Below are 17,264 nucleotides of genomic sequence, written 5' to 3' on the forward strand. Positions count from 1 at the left end.
CGCGTGAATCACGCGTGCGGCCGCGCGCCGCCGCATGGGCGAGCGGCGACTGGACGCGCTCGTTCCATTCCGCGCCGGTGGCGCCGGGGCGTCTCGTCAATCATCTGTCGTATGGCCTGTATGTCCCACCGGGTCGCGCGCTCGAGGGTTTGCCGCTCGTCGTGATGCTGCACGGCTGTACACAGTCGATCGACGAATTCGCCGAAGGCACGCGCATGAACCTGCTCGCCGATCGTTTCGGTTTTGCGGTCGTTTATCCGGAGCAGTCGAAGCATGTTCATGCCCATCGCTGCTGGCACTGGTACGACGCCGGCGAGCAGGCGGGCGGCGCGGAGGCCCGCGCGGTGGTATCGCTCGTGGATACGCTGGTGGCGACCTACCGGTTCGACGGCGAGCGTGTGTATGTGGCGGGTCTGTCGGCGGGCGCGGGGCTTGCCTCGCTGCTGGCGCTTCTCTATCCCGAGCGTTTCGCCGCGGTCGGGCTGCACTCCGGTCCGGCCATGGGCGAAGCGCGTTCGGGCATCACCGCGATGGATGTGATGCGGCGCGGAGCCCGTCAGCATCCAGTCATGCTCGTCGATGCCGCCGTCGATATCGACGCCTATCCCGGCATGCCGGCGATCATCGTCCACGGCGATTCTGATCACGTCGTGGCGCCGGAAAATGCCGAGCAGCTCGCGATCCAGTTCGCGCGCCTGAACGGCGTGCTCGACGCGAGCGGCGAGCTGCGCGTCGGCGAAGTGCGCGAGGAACGGAAAGCCGGTGTCGTGACGCGCGACTACATCAAGGGCGGCCGGCGCGTGGTGCGTCTGTGCCGTGTGCAGGGCCTCGGACACGCGTGGAGTGGCGGCGACGACGCCGTTCCGTTCCACTCGTCAAAAGGGCCGGATGCATGCGCGCTGCTGTGGGAATTCTTCCGCTATCAGCGCCGCGTAACCGAAGCGGCACCGGCCCACGTGCCGTTGCACGCGGCGGCCGCACGACCGGCGTAGCGCGCGTCCAACGGTCGCATCAGATAAACATGGCAAACGATCAGGGTTTTCCCTATAATAAGGGTTATCCACTAGGGTAAAGCCCTGGATCATTTTCGGAGTTGACCATGTACCTGCTGACCCGCCTGTTCCTGTTCCTGACGAAATCGCCCGACCAGATCGCCAAAGAATACAACGACGAGTATCTCGCCGAAGCCACCGATCTGCACGACCTCGAATATCGCATGCGCAAGCTGGATCGCGAAGCGAATCGCCGCCAGCCGTCGTGGATGAGCCAGCACTAAGCTTTTTTTCAGTGCCCGGCCGCGTGCCTTGTAGTAAAGCTTTGCCGCAGTATCAGGTCGCTTTCCGAAGCGGGCCAGCGTGCGCTGACGCGCTTCGGCATGGTCGACCGCCGGTGATGGATAGTCTTTTCCCAACGTCACGCTTCATTTTTTCAGTTGTCCGGTTTTCGCCATCCATGGCGCATGGATCCACTTCGTGGATACGTCGGACAGTTGAGGCAAATAGCGCTCGATATGCGTTACCGGATTGAATATCCGGAATCAGGGTTGCGCGTCGCACCCAGTCGATGCCGCCCACTGCCATCCATCGTTATCCACCGAAAAATCGAAATCGTGCAGCAGCATGCGCGCACGGGTTGCGCCGCCAGTTTGGGGATGCAGGTGCGCGGATTGTCGTGCAGCACGATCAGATCATCGCCCATACGACCTGCTGTACTGACAATACCCTTGAAGCTGAACGCCGCATAGTCGGTCAACGGCGCCCATAGGGCGCCGCGCCGGCAATCTTTTACTGCACGCTGCAACGCAAGGCGGCGCTCAGACGATCTGCAGACGCACTGCCACGTTGTTGCGTGTTGCGTTCGAATACGGGCACACCTGATGAGCGGCATCGACGAGTTCACGTGCTGCGTCGGCGGCGAGGCCCGGCAGCGAGACGCGCAGTTCGATATCCAGTGCGAAGCCGCCCTTGTCGTTCGGGCCGACACCGACTTCCGCCGTGACGGTCGTATCCGCCGGAACCGCCTGCTTGCGCTGGCCAGCGACGAATTTCATCGCGCTCAGGAAACATGCCGAATAACCGGCTGCGAACAACTGCTCCGGGTTCGTGCCCTCGGCGCCGTTGCCGCCGAGTTCGCGCGGTGCGGCCAGTTTCACGTCCAGCACCTTGTCCGACGATACCGCGCGACCATCACGTCCACCGGTGCTCGTTGCCGTTGCCTTGTAAAGTACGCTCATGGTGTTGCTCCTTGAAAGTAGGTGCCACGCAGTGGGTGGCGGTCGCCATCGATCTGGCGTGTCGTTAAGATAGTACACAAATCATTTGTGTGCAAACTAATTTGGATATTTTTCGAAGCGTCGCCAGGCAACAGGCGGCTAGCTTTCGTTGTAGTCGTTGAGGGTGGTGCGCAGGCGCGTCAGGTCGTCGCGCAATTTGAGGAGGAATTCGGGTGTCTGCTGCGTTGCGCAGAAGATTTCGGCCGGCACTTCACGGGCGGTGCGTTTGAGCGCCGCGCCCGCCTTCGTGAGCCGGATATAGACGAGCCGCTCGTCGCTCACGCCGCGTGCACGTTCGATATAGCCCTGCGTCTCGAGGCGCTTGAGCAGCGGCGTGACCGTCGCCGAATCGAGATTCAGGCGGCTAGCGATGTCCTTGACCGTGATGTTGTCGGATTCCCAGAGCACCAGCATGGTCAGGTATTGCGGATAGGTCAGCCCGAGTTTTTCGAGGATGGGCTTATAAGCTTTCGTCATCGCAAGCGAAGTCGAATAGAGCGCGAAGCAAAGCTGCTCGTCGAGCGTGAAAGGGAAAACCGGGCGCTGGGTCATGGTGCTTACCGTCCAGAAAGTGTGCGCTAATCAATCGCGCGCAAATCATTGTGCACCAATCGCGGATGGCTTGCGAGTGGCTTGCGTCCCAAGTAGCGGCGAGCCGCGACGATGCGAGCGGTTCGATTCGGCGCGCCGCGGGTGCGGTTTCCAGCGAACTGCACGTCGCGGCGGCGCGGTTTCAGGCTGCTGGCGTAGTGGGTGAGCCCGGCGTTTCAGGCGACTGGATGCCGAAACAGCCGCGATACGTGGCATAAAACGAGCAGTACAGCATCGTGGTGACGACGATCGTCGCGGGCATCAGCACGACAAACGCGTATTCCCCGGCGCCGAGCGCCTGCATCAGCGTGGACAGCCCAAGCGAAACGGTGATCGCCATCGCAAACCACAGCGCGCCGAAGACGATGAACGCGCCACGATTGCGCCAGCAGCTCACGAGGCTGAAGAACATCGCCTTCACGGGCGGCACTTCGTGCCACGTAATCAGGATGGGCGAAAACCAGAACAGCATCGCGACCGGAATGTAGAACGCGAGCGCGGCCAGAATGCCGAGCGGAATATCGCTGCTGGCCATCGCCTCCGGCTCCATGGAGGCGGCGCCGATCATCACTTTCAGCAACGTGCCGCCGTCGGCGAGCGCCGAGCCGCCCAGCACGAGCGCCATCGCCACTACGTACAGCAGGCCGAGCGCGGCGAGCCGCTTCGCGGCCGTGCTGCCGTACGAGCGGAAACCGTCGGCGAGAATCGTCGGAAAAACCGGCTTGCCCGCGATCGTGTCACGACACGCCGCCATGAAGCCGACCGCCACGCCCGGAATGAACACGAGCGGCAGAAATCCGCCGATGACGGGAATCTGCGAGATCAGCATCATCGCGAGCAGATACGTGAAGAACAGCGTCAGGAACGCGAGCGGATTCTTGCGGAACAGCCAGATACCCTGCCGGAACCAGACGTAGCCGGTTTTCGCGGGAACTTCGATCAGTTGCATGGAGTGTGGATGCCTGGAAGTGCAACGCCGGACAGGCGCTCACGAAGAATGCGTTCGAAGTGGCCAGGATCGTGCGGCTTCAGCATTTCAGCTGCACGTGGCATGTAAAAGTCATAAAGGCGCGAGACCCAGAAACGGTATGCGCCCGCACGCAGCATGTCGCCCCAGTGACGGTTTTCCTGCGTGGTGAACGGACGCACGGTCTGGTACGCACGCAGCATTGCCTCGACGCGCGGCATGTCGAGCGCGCCTGTGGCGAGATCGGTGCACCAGTCGTTCACGGTCACGGCGACGTCGAAGAGCCACTTGTCGCAGCCGGCAAAGTAGAAGTCGAAGAAGCCGCCAAGGCGCACGTCGTGGCCGCTTTCGGGCGCCGCATGCGCGAACAGCACATTATCGCGGAAGAGATCGCAGTGGCACGGGCCCTCGGGCAGCGCGGCATAGTCGTCCGAGGCGAAGAACGCCTGCTGATGGGCGAGTTCCGTGCTCAACAGTTCGCGTTGCGCGCCGGTCAGAAACGGCAGCACCGCCGGCACGGTTTCCTGCCACCAGTCGAGGCTGCGCAGGTTCGGCTGATGGTTCGGGAAATCGCGGCCGGCGAGATGCATGCGCGCCAGCATCTGGCCGACTTCGACGCAGTGTTCCTCGCGCGGCGCGAGTTCCGGTGCGCCTTCGAGGCGCGTGACGATCGCCGCGGGCTTGCCGTGCAGCAGGCCGAAGAGCGCGCCGTCATCGCGCGGCATCGGGTCCGGCACGGGCACCTTGTGGGCGGCCAGATGGCGCATCAGATCCAGATAGAACGGTAATTGTTCCGCCGTCAGTTTTTCGAAAATCGTGAGGACGTAATCGCCGCGCGTCGTCGTCAGAAAGAAATTGCTGTTTTCGATGCCGGACTGGATGCCGCGAAAATCGACGGCTTCGCCGAGATCGTAATGACGCAGCCAGTGAGCGAGTTGGGTGTCGGTGACAGCGGTGAAGACGGCCATGCGGGAATGATGGAATCAGGTTGGTCGGACTGGCGCGTGTGGCCAGTACATTCGGAACGATCGCAGACGAAACCGGGGGCCGGCGCACCTCACGCACGCCATCCATCCGGGCATGCAGGCAGGCAGCGCACGCGCGCTGCCGCTGCACGATCAATAGTGCAGGTTGACCGACGGCAGGCGCGTGCTGGCGCGACCGTTGTCACGTACCTGCGGCGACGTGTCGAGCGGTGCGCTCATCTGGTAGCGCGTGCCGAAGTTCGAATGCACGTCGATTTCGACCGGTTTGCCCTTGTCGCGGTATTCGGTGATTTCGGTGCCGTTACCGCTGCGTTCGTAGAAACTCGGCGTGCGCGGCTGGTTGATTTCCACCTTGGAGCTGACTTCCGCGGCTGGGCGGTTGATCGCCTCCAGATCCGGCAAACCGGCCCGTTCGTTGGCGGCGTGGGCCTCGGCGGCAGCCTGGGCGTCGACGGCAGGCTGCGCGGCCGTCGCGACGCCGCTAAAGGCGAGCGTCAGCGCAACGGCGACGGGAAGGAGCGGCTTCATGGTAATTCTCCGGGTAGGTGCCCCGATTCTAGCAAATCCCACCTGCCAGAAGGGCGTGACCGCCTTATTTTGCGCTGCTTTCGCGACACCCGCCGGGATTTTCAGTACCCTTCCCGCGTGCGGGTTGCCACATCTGGACGTGTAATTTCCGTGGTAATGTCATCTCATCAAATGAGGCGATGAAGATGAATTACGACACGAACCCGCGCACTGTGCAGACGCCGGCCAGCGACTTCCCGACCGAGTCATTCGAAGACGCCACCGAAGCGGTCACGCGCCTGTCCGCCATTTACGAAGCCAACACATCGTTCCTGCGCGACGCGTTCGCGCGCTATCGCCGCAACGAGCCGTTCGAGCGCCGCGTGCGCGCGTGCTATCCGTTCGTGCGCATCCGCACCGAGGTCAATACGCACGTCGATTCGCGCCGCTCGTACGGTTTTGTGGCCGGCCCGGGCAGCTTTGAAACGACCGTTACACGCCCGGATCTGTTCGGCAACTACTATCGCGAACAGCTTCGCCTGCTCACGAAGAACCATCATGTCGCAATCGAAGTCGGCGTGTCGCAGTACCCGATTCCGGTTCACTTCGCGTTTGCCGAAGGCATTCATCTGGAAGGCGACCTCGATCGCGACCACCTGCTCGCGATGCGCGATGTGTTCGACACACCCGATCTCGCTTCGCTGGACGATCGCATCGTGAACGGCACGTACGAACCGCCACCGGGCGAGCCGCATCCGCTTGCGCTGTTCACGGCGGCGCGCGTCGATTTCTCGCTGCATCGTCTGAAGCATTACACGGCGACGTCGCCCACGCACGTGCAGAACTACGTGCTGTACACGAACTATCAGTTCTACATCGACGAATTCGTGAAGCTCGGCCGCACGATGATGACCGCCACCGACGACGAAGACCTGCGCGCGTATCGCAGCGAATACACATCGTTTGTCGAGCCCGGCGACGTGGTCACGTACAACGCGAACGTCGGCGAGCAGCAGGACGAGGGCAATGCGCCGCCGCGTCTGCCGCAGATGCCCGCGTATCACCTGAAGCGCGCCGACGGCAGCGGCATCACGATGATCAACATCGGCGTTGGGCCTTCGAACGCGAAGACGATCACCGATCACATCGCCGTGCTGCGTCCGCATGCGTGGATCATGCTCGGCCATTGCGCCGGTTTGCGCAACACGCAGCGGCTTGGCGACTATGTGCTCGCGCACGGCTATGTGCGCGAAGATCACGTACTCGACGACGATCTGCCGCTATGGGTGCCGATTCCGGCGCTCGCGGAAGTGCAGGTCGCGCTGGAACGCGCGGTCGCTGAAGTCACGAAGCTCGAGGGCATCGAGCTGAAGCGCGTGATGCGCACGGGCACGGTGGCGAGCGTCGATAACCGCAACTGGGAGCTGCGCGATCACCGCGAACCGGTGCTGCGCCTGTCGCAAAGCCGCGCGATCGCGCTCGATATGGAGAGCGCGACGATTGCAGCGAACGGCTTCCGGTTTCGCGTGCCATACGGCACGCTGCTGTGCGTGTCGGACAAGCCGCTGCACGGCGAACTCAAACTGCCCGGCATGGCCGACCAGTTCTATCGAGGGCAGGTCGACCAGCATCTGCGGATCGGCGTCAAGGCGATGGAGATACTGCGCACGAACGGACTGCACCGATTGCACAGCCGCAAGCTTCGCAGTTTCGCCGAGGTTGCGTTCCAGTAACGCGCCATGGCGCGCAGTTTGCAGCCCGCAATAGCAGGAAATAGCGGGGCATAGCGCGGATTAAAGCTGGCCGAATCCTGTCAGCCCGATCAGGCTGCCGGCGGCCAGCAACCACAACGGATGGATACGTGTGCGCCATGCAAGCGCGGCGCACACGCCTGTTGTTGCCCACGCGATCCACGTCGTATCGGACGCCTGCGCGATCAGCATGGCGCTCGCCGCGACGATGCCCGCAGTCACGGGCACCAGCGCCTTTTGCACGATCGTCCGCCATGGCCGGTCCTTGAAGCGCTCCCATGCGTGTAACGCAAGGATCGTCACGATCGAAGACGGTCCAAACTTCGCGATGGACGCGACCAGCATGCCGGCCCATCCCGCAACGTGCCAGCCGACGAGCGTCACCACCATCAGGTTCGGGCCCGGCGCGGCCTGGGCAAGCGCGAACAATGCGCTGAATTCGCTCGCCGGCATCCAGTGATGCACGTCGACGACCTGTCGCTGCATCTCGGGAAGAATCGTATTGCCGCCGCCGAACGCAAGCAGCGAAAGCTGCCCGAAAATCACGCCGAGCGAGATGAGGGTATCGGTCATCGTGCGGCCCTCACAGCGATGACGATGCTGAGCGCGGTGAGAACGAGCATCGTGGGGAGCAGTGGTAAACGCATGATCGCGATCGCGATGAAGCCAGGCACCGCGATGGCCAGCGCGACAGGATTGCGTCGCAACGGCAGCAGGATTTTCACGGACATCGCAACAAGGAGCCCCGCTGCGGCAGCGGCGAGCCCGGCGAAAAGATGCTTCACGTGCAGGTCGTTCTGCGTGTGTTCGTACAGCACGCCGAGTGCGATCACGACGAGCGAAGGGCCCGCGATCAGGCCGAGCAGGGCAGCCAGCGCACCGGACAGGCCTCGATATCGCATGCCGATCGCGACCGAAAGGTTAATGACATTTCCGCCGGGCAGGAACTGGCACAGGCCCAGCAGGTCGGTGAATTCGGCGGGAGTCAGCCAGCGCCGTTTTTCGACGACGATGTGTCGCGCGTGCGGTAGCGCGCCACCAAACGAGATGAATCCGAGGTTAAGAAAGCCGAGAAACAGGGCGACCGGCCCTGGTGCCGGCGCGGATCGGGTGGTGGACGTATCGTGATCCATATGTCATTGCGGGTGAAGTCTGAAGCTGTCGAGGTTATCGCGCTTCACACGCCGCGCAAAACGATTTTTACAGCGTCGTCTTGTGATCTAGAATCACAAGCATGGCCCGTGAACTTCCTCCCTTTTCCGCGCTGCGCGCGTTTGAAGCCGCCGCGCGGCACGAAACCTTTACTGCCGCCGCGAACGAACTGCATGTGACGCACGGTGCGATCAGCCGTCAGGTGGCGGCGTTCGAGGCGTGGGTCGGCGTGCAGGTATTTCATCGCAACGGCAAGCGCGTGCGGCTCACCGAAGACGGGCGCCGCTACCTCGCCACCGTGCAGGCCGCGTTCGACAGCATTGCAGTCGCGACGGAGCAGCTTCGCGATACGGGCGTCGTGCATGTGCTGCGTGTGAACGCGCTACCGACCTTCGCGATGAAGTGGCTGTTGCCGCGCCTGAACCAGTTTCAGCGTATCGCGCCCAGCGTGGAGTTGCGTCTCGCGACATCGAACGCGCCCGTTGAAGCGCTGGAGAACTTCGACGTGGCCGTGCGACGCGGACCGGCGCACTGGGCCAACTGTGCCAGCGGCCACTTTCTGGATGAGGCGGAGATACCGGTGTGCAGTCCGGCACTGCTGCAGCGCTCGCCGATCAACGTCGCCGACGATCTCGCGAAGCACGTGCTGCTGCATTCAGATACGCGCCCGGATGCATGGCGTCACTGGCTCGCCGCCGCGGGCGTCAAGGCGAAGTGCCGCAAGAAGCAGTCGTTCGATCACTTCTATCTGGCGTTACAGGCCGCGGTGGACGGTCTTGGCGTGGCGCTTGGGCCGTTGCCGCTGCTGTCGGAGGAACTGGCGTCGGGGCGTCTAGTATTGCCGCTCGACGGCCCGCGCATCGATGCGCGCGGTTACTGGTGGGTCGCGCGGCGCGAAGTGGCCGAAGCCCCGCTCGTCGCGCAGTTCTGCCGCTGGCTCGAGTCGCAGGCCGGGGCTGCATGAGGGCATGGCCCGTAAAGCCGCGAAGATCACGAAGCCATGAAGAGGGCGGCACGCGGCCGCCCATCGACATCAAAGATAAAACATGCGGTCTTCGTCGGACTTCGCCGGGGGATGTTCGCCTTCGTCGCGATCTTCGTAGAACGCGAGCACGGCTTCGAGCACCTGTTCCGGCTCGTCGATCACCTGCATCAGGTTCATGTCGTCGGGATTGATGAGGCCCATCGGCACGAGCGCTTCCTTGAACCACCCGAGCAGGCCGCTCCAGAACTCGCCGCCGACGAGAATGATCGGCACATGCCGCGACTTCTTCGTCTGGATCAGCGTGAGCACTTCAGCCAGTTCATCGAGTGTGCCGAAGCCGCCGGGCATCACGATCACGGCGTCCGAGTTCTTCACGAACGTAACCTTGCGCGTGAAGAAGTGGCGAAAGCGCAGCGAGATGTCCTGCCACTGGTTGCCCGACTGCTCGTGCGGCAGTTCGATGTTCAGGCCGACCGAAGGCGCCTTGCCCGCATGCGCGCCTTTGTTGGCCGCTTCCATGATGCCGGGGCCGCCGCCGGAGATCACGGCGAAGCCCGCGTCGGACAGTTTTCGCGCGATCTGCGTGGCGAGTTTGTAGTACGGCGAGTTCGGTTTCAGGCGCGCTGAACCATAGATGCTGACAGCCGGGCGGATCTCCGAGAGGTACTCGGTCGCCTCGATAAACTCTGCCATAATCGTGAACATCTGCCACGACGCGCGGGCCTTCTTGGCTGTCGCGCGCTCTTGATCTGCGAGTGATCGCAGACTCGGAATCACTTTTCTTTTGTTCATAATGCCCGAAGAACGAGTCCTTGAAACTGATCGGAATGCCAGGCTGGTAACTGGGCTGGAAGGTAAGACCCTGCTACTGGTGGACGGTTCGAGTTATCTGTACCGAGCCTACCATGCGATGCCCGATCTGCGTGGTCCCGACGGCGGGCCGACGGGTGCGCTGTACGGCATGATCAATATGCTTCGCCGCATGCGCAAGGAAGTTACGGCAGAGTATAGCGCGTGCGTGTTCGATGCAAAGGGCAAAACGTTTCGCGACGACTGGTATCCGGACTACAAGGCAAACCGGCCTTCGATGCCCGAGGATCTGGCGAAACAGATCGAGCCGATTCACGTCGCCGTGCGCGCGCTGGGCTGGCCGCTTTTGATGATCGAAGGCGTCGAAGCCGACGACGTCATCGGCACGCTGTGCTGTGCGGCCGCAAAATACGGCATGAACGTCGTCGTGTCGACGGGCGATAAAGACCTGGCGCAGCTCGTGACGGATCATGTCACCCTCATCAATACGATGACGAACGAAACGCTCGACCGCGCGGGCGTGCTCGCGAAGTTCGGCGTGTCGCCGGAGCGGATCGTCGATTATCTGTCGCTGATCGGCGATACCGTCGACAACGTGCCTGGCGTCGAGAAGTGCGGCCCGAAAACAGCGATCAAGTGGCTCACGCAATACGAAACGCTCGATGGCATCGTGGCACATGCGGACGAAATCAAAGGTGCGGTAGGAGACAATCTGCGCCGGGCGCTCGATTTTCTGCCGATGGCGAGAAAGCTCGTCACGGTCGATACGAACTGCGACCTGGCGGACCAGGTGGTGTCGATCGCCGATACGCTGCCGGCGCGGCCGGAATCGCGCGAGGAGCTGCGCGACGTGTTCACGCGCCACGGCTTCAAGACGTGGCTGCGCGAAGTGGAAATCGCCGACGCGGTGGAAGGTCCCGAGACCGACGTGCCACCCGCGCCCACCATCGAGGCGCCGGGCGAGCGCGAATACGACACGGTGCAGACGTGGGAACAGTTCGACGCGTGGCTCGCGAAGATCGAAGCCGCTGAGATCACCGCGTTCGATACGGAAACCACGTCGCTGGATCCGATGACGGCGCAGCTCGTCGGCCTGTCGGTGGCGGTCGAGCCGGGCAAGGCCGCGTATATTCCGGTCGCGCATCGCGGGCCGGATGCGCCGGTGCAGTTGCCGCGCGACGAAGTGCTCGCGAAACTCAAACCGTGGCTCGAAAACGCCGACAGGAAGAAGGTCGGCCAGCACATGAAGTACGACGAACAGGTGCTCGCGAACTACGGCATCGAGATGAACGGCATCGAGCACGACACGCTGCTGCAGTCGTATGTGCTGGAGTCGCATCGCCCGCATGACATGGACAGCCTCGCGCTGCGCCATCTCGGTCTGAAGACGATCAAGTACGAGGAGGTGGCAGGCAAGGGCGCAAGCCAGATCGGTTTCGACGAAGTCGCGCTCGAAACGGCCGCTGAATACGCCGCTGAAGATGCAGACATCACGTTGCGTCTGCATCAGGCGTTGTATCCGCAGATCGCCGTGGAGAAAGACCTCGATCACGTGTATCGCGCGATCGAACTGCCGACGTCCCGCGTATTGCGCAAGATGGAGCGCACGGGTGTGCTGATCGACGCCGAAAAGCTGCGCGTGCAAAGCGGGCAGATCGCGACGCGTCTCATCGAACTCGAAACCGAAGCGTATGTGCTCGCCGGCGGCGAATTCAATCTCGGCTCGCCCAAACAGATCGGCCAGATTTTCTTCGAGAAGCTGGAACTGCCGGTTGTCAAGAAAACGCCGAGCGGCGCGCCTTCGACGGATGAAGAAGTGCTGCAGAAGCTCGCCGAAGACTATCCGTTGCCGAAGATCCTGCTCGAACACCGCGGGCTGTCGAAGCTGAAGTCGACCTACACCGACAAGCTGCCGCGCATGGTGAACGCGCAGACGGGCCGTGTGCATACGAACTACGCGCAGGCCGTTGCAGTCACGGGCCGGCTTGCATCGAACGATCCGAATCTGCAGAACATTCCGGTTCGCACAGCCGAAGGCCGGCGTATTCGTGAAGCGTTTATCGCGAAGCCTGGCCACAAGCTCGTGTCGGCCGACTATTCGCAGATCGAGCTGCGCATCATGGCGCACATTTCCGGCGACGAGTCGTTGCTGCGCGCGTTCGCGCAGGGCGAAGACATCCACCGGGCGACGGCCGCCGAAGTATTCACCGTGACGCCGATCGAAGTCTCGAACGACCAGCGCCGTATCGCGAAGGTGATCAACTTCGGTTTGATCTACGGGATGAGTGCGTTTGGCCTCGCGTCCAACCTCGGCATCACGCGCGACGCGGCGAAACTGTATATCGACCGCTATTTCCAGCGTTATCCGGGCGTCGCGCGCTATATGGACGAAACGCGTCTGAGCGCCAAATCGAAGGGTTATGTCGAAACGGTGTTCGGGCGGCGCCTGTGGCTGCCGGAGATCAACGGGGGCAACGGCCCGCGCCGTCAGGCGGCGGAGCGCGCGGCGATCAACGCACCGATGCAGGGTACCGCGGCCGACCTCATCAAGCTGTCGATGATTGCCGTGCAGGACTGGATCGAACAATCGAAGATCGACACGCGGATGATCATGCAGGTTCACGATGAACTGATCCTCGAAGTGCCGGACAGCGAACTCTCCGAAGTGCGCAAACGTCTGCCCGAACTCATGTGCGGCGTGGCCGGGCTGAAGGTGCCGCTCGTCGCTGAAGTGGGCGCGGGCGCGAACTGGGAAGAGGCGCACTGATCAGGCGCGGGCTTGAGCCCGCTTCAGCGCCCGCGCACGCCGATATCGTCGTGCGCATGTCACACATGTGATTTGACAGCTTGTGACAAAGCGCATTGCTCGCTGACAATCGGTAATGGACGGCGTGTTACTGGCAGCGTGCGCCGTCCGCGACGCACAACCCCCGGTTAGCACGGAGAGTCTCGATGCATCGTTTCATTATCGTTGGTGGCGGGGCAGGTGGTCTTGAACTGGCGACACGTCTGGGCGATCGCTACGCTTCGCCCAGCAAGCGACACGCGGCAAAAGCGCAGGTGACGCTGGTCGACCGCTATCCCACGCACATCTGGAAGCCGCTGCTGCATGAGGTGGCGGCGGGCAGCATGGATCCGTTCACGCAGGAGCTCGAATACGCCGCACAGGCGCGCTGGCACGGCTTTGAGTTCCAGCAGGGCGAGCTTGCCGGGATCGACCGTGCGGCGAAGCGCATCACGCTCTCGGCCGTCGCGGACGATGACGGCGCCGAACTGCTTCCCCCGCGCGACCTCGAGTACGACACCCTGATCATCGCGATCGGTAGCACGACGGCTTTCTTCGGTGTGAAGGGCGCGGCTGAATTTTCGATCGCACTCGATACCGTGAGCGAGGCCGAGCGCTTTCGCAAGCGCCTCATCGCGGCCTGCATGCGCGCGGAGCATCAGGTGCACGAGCGCGTCGAGTCCGGGCCGGGGACATCGGCTTCCGGGGAACCGCGCATTCAGGTCGCGATTGTCGGCGGCGGCGCGACCGGCGTGGAATTGTCGGCCGAGCTGCGCAACACCGCGCAGGTATTGTCGGCGTACGGGTTGCACAAGCTCGATCCGCGTCATGACGTCGGTATCGTGCTGATCGAGGCGGGCTCACGGATTCTGCCCGCGTTGCAGGAGCGTGTTTCGACGGCCACCGCCGAACTGCTGACGCGGCTCGGCGTAAAAGTCATGACCGGCGAGACGGTCGCGGAAGTGGCGCCCGGTATCGTGCGAACCGCGAGCGGCAAAACGATTCGCGCCGATCTGACAGTGTGGGCGGCCGGCATCAAGGCGCCTCCGATTCTCGGCGAACTGGACGGTCTGCCAGTGAACCGGCTGGGCCAGATCGTCGTGCGCCGCACGCTGCAAACGGAAACCGACGACAACATTTTCGCGCTCGGCGATTGCGCGGCGTGCGCGTGGCCGGGTAACGAGCGCAACGTGCCGCCGCGCGCCCAGGCGGCGCACCAGCAGGCGAGTTTTCTGATGAAGTCGTTCGCGGCGCGCCTCGAGAACCGTCCGTTGCCGGAATTCACCTATCGCGACTTCGGCTCACTGGTGTCGCTCGGGCATTTCAGCGCTGTCGGCAACCTGATGGGCGGGGTGATCGGCGGCAACATGCTGATCGAAGGACTGTTCGCGCGCTTCATGTACATGTCGCTCTATCGTCTGCATATTGCCGCGCTGCACGGCTATCCGCGGATGGTGCTCGACACGTTCGCGCACTGGCTGCGTCGCTCGACGCTGCCACGCGTCAAACTTCACTGAGGTTTCCCGCGCTCCGCGACGGGGTCAGCGGGCTCCTGCGGCAGGATGGCGACGGTTGTATCCTGTCGACCAGAGTTCGCGCTTCAGCGCGTTACTCTGGTCCCATGCAAGGCACTTGCGGTCGACTGGAGTTCGGGCTTTAGCGCGTTACTCCGGTCCCATGCAAGAGGGTTGCTGTCTTCGTTCCCATGCCGTTCACACAAGGAGCTCGCATGCTGAAGCCTGATGTCGACAGTCTGGTCCCGCACATTCCTTTCGATCGCCGTACCTTCATCAAGGCCGCGCTCGGCACGGGCTTCGCCGCCGCCGTGATGCCGGTCTCGGCGCAGACCATCCATACCGATGACGAAGGGCTCGAAGCTGGCGAGATTGCAGTCCGTTCGGGCGGCACGATCGTACCGGCGTATCGCGCGCAGCCGAAGGGCAAGACGCATCTGCCGGTGATCATCGTCATCCATGAGATTTTCGGCGTGCATGAGCATATTGCCGACGTCTGCCGCCGTTTCGCCAAGGCCGGCTACCTGGCGATTGCGCCCAACCTGTACGAACGCGAAGGCGACCCGACGGTATACACGTCGATACAGCAGATCAACGACAACATCGCGAGCAAGGTGCCGGACGCGCAGGTCATGGGCGATCTCGACGCGACCGTCGCATGGGCGGCCGAGCATGGCGGCGATCTGAAGCGGGTTGGTATCAATGGCTTCTGCTGGGGCGGCCGGATTGCGTGGCTTTATGCGGAACACAATCCGCACCTGAAGGCCGCAGTGGTGTGGTACGGACGCGTGGTCGGCACACCGAATGCCGCCCAGCCGACGAATCCGCTCGATCGCGTCGGTGACCTGCGTGTGCCCGTGCTGGGCCTCTTTGGACGGCAGGACCAGAGCATTCCGCAGGACACGCTCGACAGGATGAAAGCGGCGATTGCCCAGGGGCCCGCGTCGGCACGTGGATCACAGTTCGTTGTCTATGACGATGCCGGGCACGCATTTTTCGCGGACTACCGGCCGAGCTATCGCAAGGCCGATGCGGAAGATGGCTGGCGGCGCGCGTTGGCCTGGTTCAGGCAACACGGCGTGGCCTGACCTGACCGGGCGACGCGACAACGCGCCATTGCCCGGGAGCAATGGCGCTTCACATGTTGCCTAAGGATTCGGGCCCGTTGCTACCGGACGCGACGGGTCGGCAACCCACTCGCTCCATGACCCACCATACAGCGACGCGCCGTGCAACCCGGCGATTTCCATCGCCAGCAGATTGTGACAGGCCGTCACACCTGAGCCGCATTGCACCACGACGCGGTCGGGCGCCGTCGTGGACAGCAGCGCGCCGAATTCCTCGCGCAGTGAATGCGCCGGCTTGAAGCGGCCGTCGGCGGTGAGATTGTCCTTGAAGAAGCGGTTCAGCGCGCCCGGAATGTGGCCGCCGACAGGGTCGATTGTTTCGTTTTCGCCGCGATACCGGTCGGGCGCGCGGGCGTCGACCACCATCAGTTCATGCGTGGTCAGATTGCGCTGGATCGCCTGCGTGTCGGTAGTCACCGACAGCGGCGCGCCAGGTGTGAAGTTGCCCTTCGTTTTGGCCGGTGCGTCCTTCGTGAGCGGCTGGCCCGCCGCCTGCCAGGCGTCCAGGCCGCCGTCGAGTACCGCGACCGAATCGTGCCCGACCCAGCGCAGCAGCCACCACAAACGGGCGGCATACATGCCGCCCTGAGCGTCGTATGCGACCACCTGCTTGCCGTTCGTGAGCCCGTACGCAACCAGCGTTTCGATGAACTTCGCGCGATCAGGCAACGGATGGCGTCCGTTTGAACCCGTTTTTGGCCCGGACAGGTCACGATCGAGATGCAGATACTGCGCGCCGGGAATGTGTTCTTTAGCCCAGGCCGTTTCGCCCGCGGCCGTATCGGCGAGATCGAAACGGCAATCGAAGGCCAGCACGCTGTCCGGCGCGGCAGCGAGCCGTTCCGCAAGATTCGTGGCGGAAATGAGCGTGGTGTAGTGAGTGTGCGGCATGACGACTCCTGAGACTGGCGTTTCCGGCGCGGCCGGCTGACGTTTCCAGTCTAAACAAAAAAAGACGGGCCGAAATCATATGGGGTGTTTCCGGCATACTTAATTCGCCCAGCTCTCCCGTTTCTGGAGCCGCAAGCGCACAATCCATGCCGCCGCCCAAGGCAAAAGACCGCTTAAGCCTTCAGCGGCGAAGCAGCCATCTCTTCGCGCGATTGCACCTGCAAAACCGCATCCCGCTTGTCGAGCAAATGCTGCCGGAGAATCGCGCTCAGCTTCTTCCCATCCCTCGCCTCGAGCGCTTTCAACATCTCATCGTGATCGTGAATCGCGCTATCCCACTTGGGGATCTGAAAATTCGACCGGAATCTCAACGCCTGCAAGCGCCGGTTAACGGCGACGTACGTTTGCCGCAGTGCTGAATTCCGTGCTGCTTCATTGATCTTGTCGTGAATTGCCTGGTTGCGGCTGTAGTAGCCAGCCAGATCGTTCTGCGTGCGACAGGCGAGCATCGCGTAATGCAGCGCCTTGATCTCGGCAAGCTCGGCAGCCGTCATCCGCTCTGCCGCCAGCTCTCCGGAAAAAGCTTCAAGACCACTCATCAATTCGAAGGTCTCGCGCAACTCCGCTACCGACATCTTCGATACCGACGCACCTCGATTCGGCGAAATCTCGATCAGCCCTTCCGCAGCCAGCACCTTCAGCGCTTCTCGCAACGGCGTGCGCGAAATCCCAAGCGTTTCGCATAGCTCGCGCTCGTTCAGTTTCTTGCCCGGTTCAAGTACCCCTTCGACGATAAAGCGGCGAATGTGCTCCACCACCGTGTCGTGCAGGCGCTGGCGCTCGACCTTTGGCATGAGCGGAGAAGTGACCACACCTACGTCGAAATTCGAATTTTGCATACAAAAATCCTCAACATCGTATGAGTC

18 protein-coding genes and 1 pseudogene are annotated in these 17,264 nt (G+C 62.7%); 7 read left to right on the forward strand and 12 right to left on the reverse strand.

Going from position 1 to position 17,264, the window contains the following annotated elements; translation table 11 throughout:
* Together LPA34_RS19735 and LPA34_RS19740 are read left to right on the forward strand one after the other, a co-directional pair.
* Nucleotides 1–992 (forward strand): extracellular catalytic domain type 1 short-chain-length polyhydroxyalkanoate depolymerase (locus LPA34_RS19735; protein WP_228981329.1); only part of this gene is annotated, 992 nt, incomplete at its 5' end.
* Between the two features lie 107 nt (nt 993–1,099).
* Nucleotides 1,100–1,276 carry a DUF3563 family protein gene (locus tag LPA34_RS19740; protein ID WP_228981499.1) on the forward strand — a complete coding sequence of 59 codons (177 nt, stop codon included), beginning with the start codon at nt 1,100–1,102 and terminating at the stop codon, nt 1,274–1,276.
* Between the two features lie 60 nt (nt 1,277–1,336).
* Here LPA34_RS19740 and LPA34_RS19745 read toward each other — a convergent pair.
* The 7 genes and pseudogenes from LPA34_RS19745 to LPA34_RS19775 all read right to left on the reverse strand — a co-directional run.
* Nucleotides 1,337–1,615, reverse strand: a pseudogene (locus tag LPA34_RS19745) (FAD-binding domain-containing protein); the annotation flags it as partial.
* A complete protein-coding gene (locus LPA34_RS19750; protein WP_228981514.1) occupies nt 1,516–1,752 on the reverse strand; it encodes a hypothetical protein in 237 nt (78 codons plus the stop codon). The pseudogene LPA34_RS19745 and the gene LPA34_RS19750, both read right to left, overlap by 100 nt.
* Nucleotides 1,753–1,813: 61 nt before the next feature.
* Entirely contained in the window at nt 1,814–2,233 is a 420-nt protein-coding gene (locus LPA34_RS19755; RefSeq protein WP_090536660.1) for an organic hydroperoxide resistance protein, read from the reverse strand.
* Between the two features lie 138 nt (nt 2,234–2,371).
* A complete protein-coding gene (locus tag LPA34_RS19760; RefSeq protein ID WP_228981330.1) occupies nt 2,372–2,824 on the reverse strand; it encodes a MarR family winged helix-turn-helix transcriptional regulator in 453 nt (150 codons plus the stop codon).
* Nucleotides 2,825–3,005: 181 nt separating this feature from the next.
* Complete coding sequence (locus LPA34_RS19765) at nt 3,006–3,812, reverse strand: BPSS1780 family membrane protein (RefSeq protein WP_228981332.1); 807 nt, start codon at nt 3,810–3,812, stop codon at nt 3,006–3,008.
* Nucleotides 3,803–4,798 (reverse strand): homoserine kinase, encoded by a 996-nt coding sequence (locus tag LPA34_RS19770; protein ID WP_228981334.1) that lies wholly within the window; start codon nt 4,796–4,798, stop codon nt 3,803–3,805. Before LPA34_RS19770 ends, LPA34_RS19765 begins: the two co-directional genes overlap by 10 nt.
* Before the next feature lie 150 nt (nt 4,799–4,948).
* Nucleotides 4,949–5,344: a hypothetical protein gene (locus tag LPA34_RS19775; protein WP_228981335.1), complete on the reverse strand. Its 396-nt coding sequence runs from the start codon at nt 5,342–5,344 to the stop codon at nt 4,949–4,951.
* Nucleotides 5,345–5,529: 185 nt separating this feature from the next.
* On the opposite strand from LPA34_RS19775, the gene LPA34_RS19780 reads away from it, so the two are divergent.
* Entirely contained in the window at nt 5,530–7,056 is a 1,527-nt protein-coding gene (locus tag LPA34_RS19780; protein ID WP_228981337.1) for an AMP nucleosidase, read from the forward strand.
* A 60-nt stretch (nt 7,057–7,116) separates the two neighbouring features.
* Here LPA34_RS19780 and LPA34_RS19785 read toward each other — a convergent pair whose 3' ends face one another.
* Both LPA34_RS19785 and LPA34_RS19790 read right to left on the reverse strand, forming a co-directional pair.
* Entirely contained in the window at nt 7,117–7,647 is a 531-nt protein-coding gene (locus LPA34_RS19785) for a chromate transporter (protein ID WP_228981339.1), read from the reverse strand.
* Entirely contained in the window at nt 7,644–8,207 is a 564-nt protein-coding gene (locus tag LPA34_RS19790) for a chromate transporter (protein WP_228981341.1), read from the reverse strand. The genes LPA34_RS19785 and LPA34_RS19790 overlap by 4 nt, the downstream gene beginning before the upstream one ends.
* A 101-nt stretch (nt 8,208–8,308) precedes the next feature.
* Here LPA34_RS19790 and LPA34_RS19795 point away from each other — a divergent pair, with 101 nt between their 5' ends.
* Entirely contained in the window at nt 8,309–9,190 is an 882-nt protein-coding gene (locus tag LPA34_RS19795; RefSeq protein ID WP_228981343.1) for a transcriptional regulator GcvA, read from the forward strand.
* Between the two features lie 69 nt (nt 9,191–9,259).
* On the opposite strand, the gene LPA34_RS19800 is transcribed toward LPA34_RS19795, so the two are convergent.
* Entirely contained in the window at nt 9,260–10,003 is a 744-nt protein-coding gene (locus LPA34_RS19800) for an LOG family protein (protein WP_228981346.1), read from the reverse strand.
* Between the two features lies 1 nt (nt 10,004).
* Here LPA34_RS19800 and polA point away from each other — a divergent pair, with 1 nt between their 5' ends.
* From polA to LPA34_RS19815, 3 genes are all read left to right on the forward strand, one after another.
* On the forward strand, nt 10,005–12,788 hold the full coding sequence (gene polA, locus LPA34_RS19805; protein ID WP_228981348.1) for a DNA polymerase I: 2,784 nt from the start codon (nt 10,005–10,007) through the stop codon (nt 12,786–12,788).
* A gap of 185 nt (nt 12,789–12,973) precedes the next feature.
* The gene (locus LPA34_RS19810) at nt 12,974–14,323 is read left to right on the forward strand and encodes an NAD(P)/FAD-dependent oxidoreductase (RefSeq protein ID WP_228981350.1); all 1,350 of its coding nucleotides are present in this window, start codon (nt 12,974–12,976) and stop codon (nt 14,321–14,323) included.
* A gap of 212 nt (nt 14,324–14,535) precedes the next feature.
* On the forward strand, nt 14,536–15,408 hold the full coding sequence (locus LPA34_RS19815) for a dienelactone hydrolase family protein (RefSeq protein ID WP_228981353.1): 873 nt from the start codon (nt 14,536–14,538) through the stop codon (nt 15,406–15,408).
* Nucleotides 15,409–15,468: 60 nt separating this feature from the next.
* Here LPA34_RS19815 and LPA34_RS19820 read toward each other — a convergent pair whose 3' ends face one another.
* Nucleotides 15,469–16,338 (reverse strand): sulfurtransferase, encoded by an 870-nt coding sequence (locus tag LPA34_RS19820; RefSeq protein WP_228981355.1) that lies wholly within the window; start codon nt 16,336–16,338, stop codon nt 15,469–15,471.
* A 173-nt stretch (nt 16,339–16,511) separates the two neighbouring features.
* Nucleotides 16,512–17,237: a GntR family transcriptional regulator gene (locus tag LPA34_RS19825; RefSeq protein WP_228981357.1), complete on the reverse strand. Its 726-nt coding sequence runs from the start codon at nt 17,235–17,237 to the stop codon at nt 16,512–16,514.
* Nucleotides 17,238–17,264: the final 27 nt, after the last annotated feature.

Origin of the sequence: Paraburkholderia gardini (genome assembly GCF_907164575.1) — a bacterium.
Taxonomy (GTDB): Bacteria; Pseudomonadota; Gammaproteobacteria; order Burkholderiales; family Burkholderiaceae; genus Paraburkholderia; species Paraburkholderia gardini.

Coding starts and splice junctions, on each gene's coding strand:
- LPA34_RS19740 (WP_228981499.1), top strand. CDS start 1,100: ATGTACCTGCTGACCCGCCTGTTCCTGTTCCTGACGAAATCGCCCGAC.
- LPA34_RS19755 (WP_090536660.1), bottom strand. CDS start 2,233: ATGAGCGTACTTTACAAGGCAACGGCAACGAGCACCGGTGGACGTGAT.
- LPA34_RS19760 (WP_228981330.1), bottom strand. CDS start 2,824: ATGACCCAGCGCCCGGTTTTCCCTTTCACGCTCGACGAGCAGCTTTGC.
- LPA34_RS19765 (WP_228981332.1), bottom strand. CDS start 3,812: ATGCAACTGATCGAAGTTCCCGCGAAAACCGGCTACGTCTGGTTCCGG.
- LPA34_RS19770 (WP_228981334.1), bottom strand. CDS start 4,798: ATGGCCGTCTTCACCGCTGTCACCGACACCCAACTCGCTCACTGGCTG.
- LPA34_RS19775 (WP_228981335.1), bottom strand. CDS start 5,344: ATGAAGCCGCTCCTTCCCGTCGCCGTTGCGCTGACGCTCGCCTTTAGC.
- LPA34_RS19780 (WP_228981337.1), top strand. CDS start 5,530: ATGAATTACGACACGAACCCGCGCACTGTGCAGACGCCGGCCAGCGAC.
- LPA34_RS19785 (WP_228981339.1), bottom strand. CDS start 7,647: ATGACCGATACCCTCATCTCGCTCGGCGTGATTTTCGGGCAGCTTTCG.
- LPA34_RS19790 (WP_228981341.1), bottom strand. CDS start 8,207: ATGGATCACGATACGTCCACCACCCGATCCGCGCCGGCACCAGGGCCG.
- LPA34_RS19795 (WP_228981343.1), top strand. CDS start 8,309: ATGGCCCGTGAACTTCCTCCCTTTTCCGCGCTGCGCGCGTTTGAAGCC.
- LPA34_RS19800 (WP_228981346.1), bottom strand. CDS start 10,003: ATGAACAAAAGAAAAGTGATTCCGAGTCTGCGATCACTCGCAGATCAA.
- polA (WP_228981348.1), top strand. CDS start 10,005: ATGCCCGAAGAACGAGTCCTTGAAACTGATCGGAATGCCAGGCTGGTA.
- LPA34_RS19810 (WP_228981350.1), top strand. CDS start 12,974: ATGCATCGTTTCATTATCGTTGGTGGCGGGGCAGGTGGTCTTGAACTG.
- LPA34_RS19815 (WP_228981353.1), top strand. CDS start 14,536: ATGCTGAAGCCTGATGTCGACAGTCTGGTCCCGCACATTCCTTTCGAT.
- LPA34_RS19820 (WP_228981355.1), bottom strand. CDS start 16,338: ATGCCGCACACTCACTACACCACGCTCATTTCCGCCACGAATCTTGCG.
- LPA34_RS19825 (WP_228981357.1), bottom strand. CDS start 17,237: ATGCAAAATTCGAATTTCGACGTAGGTGTGGTCACTTCTCCGCTCATG.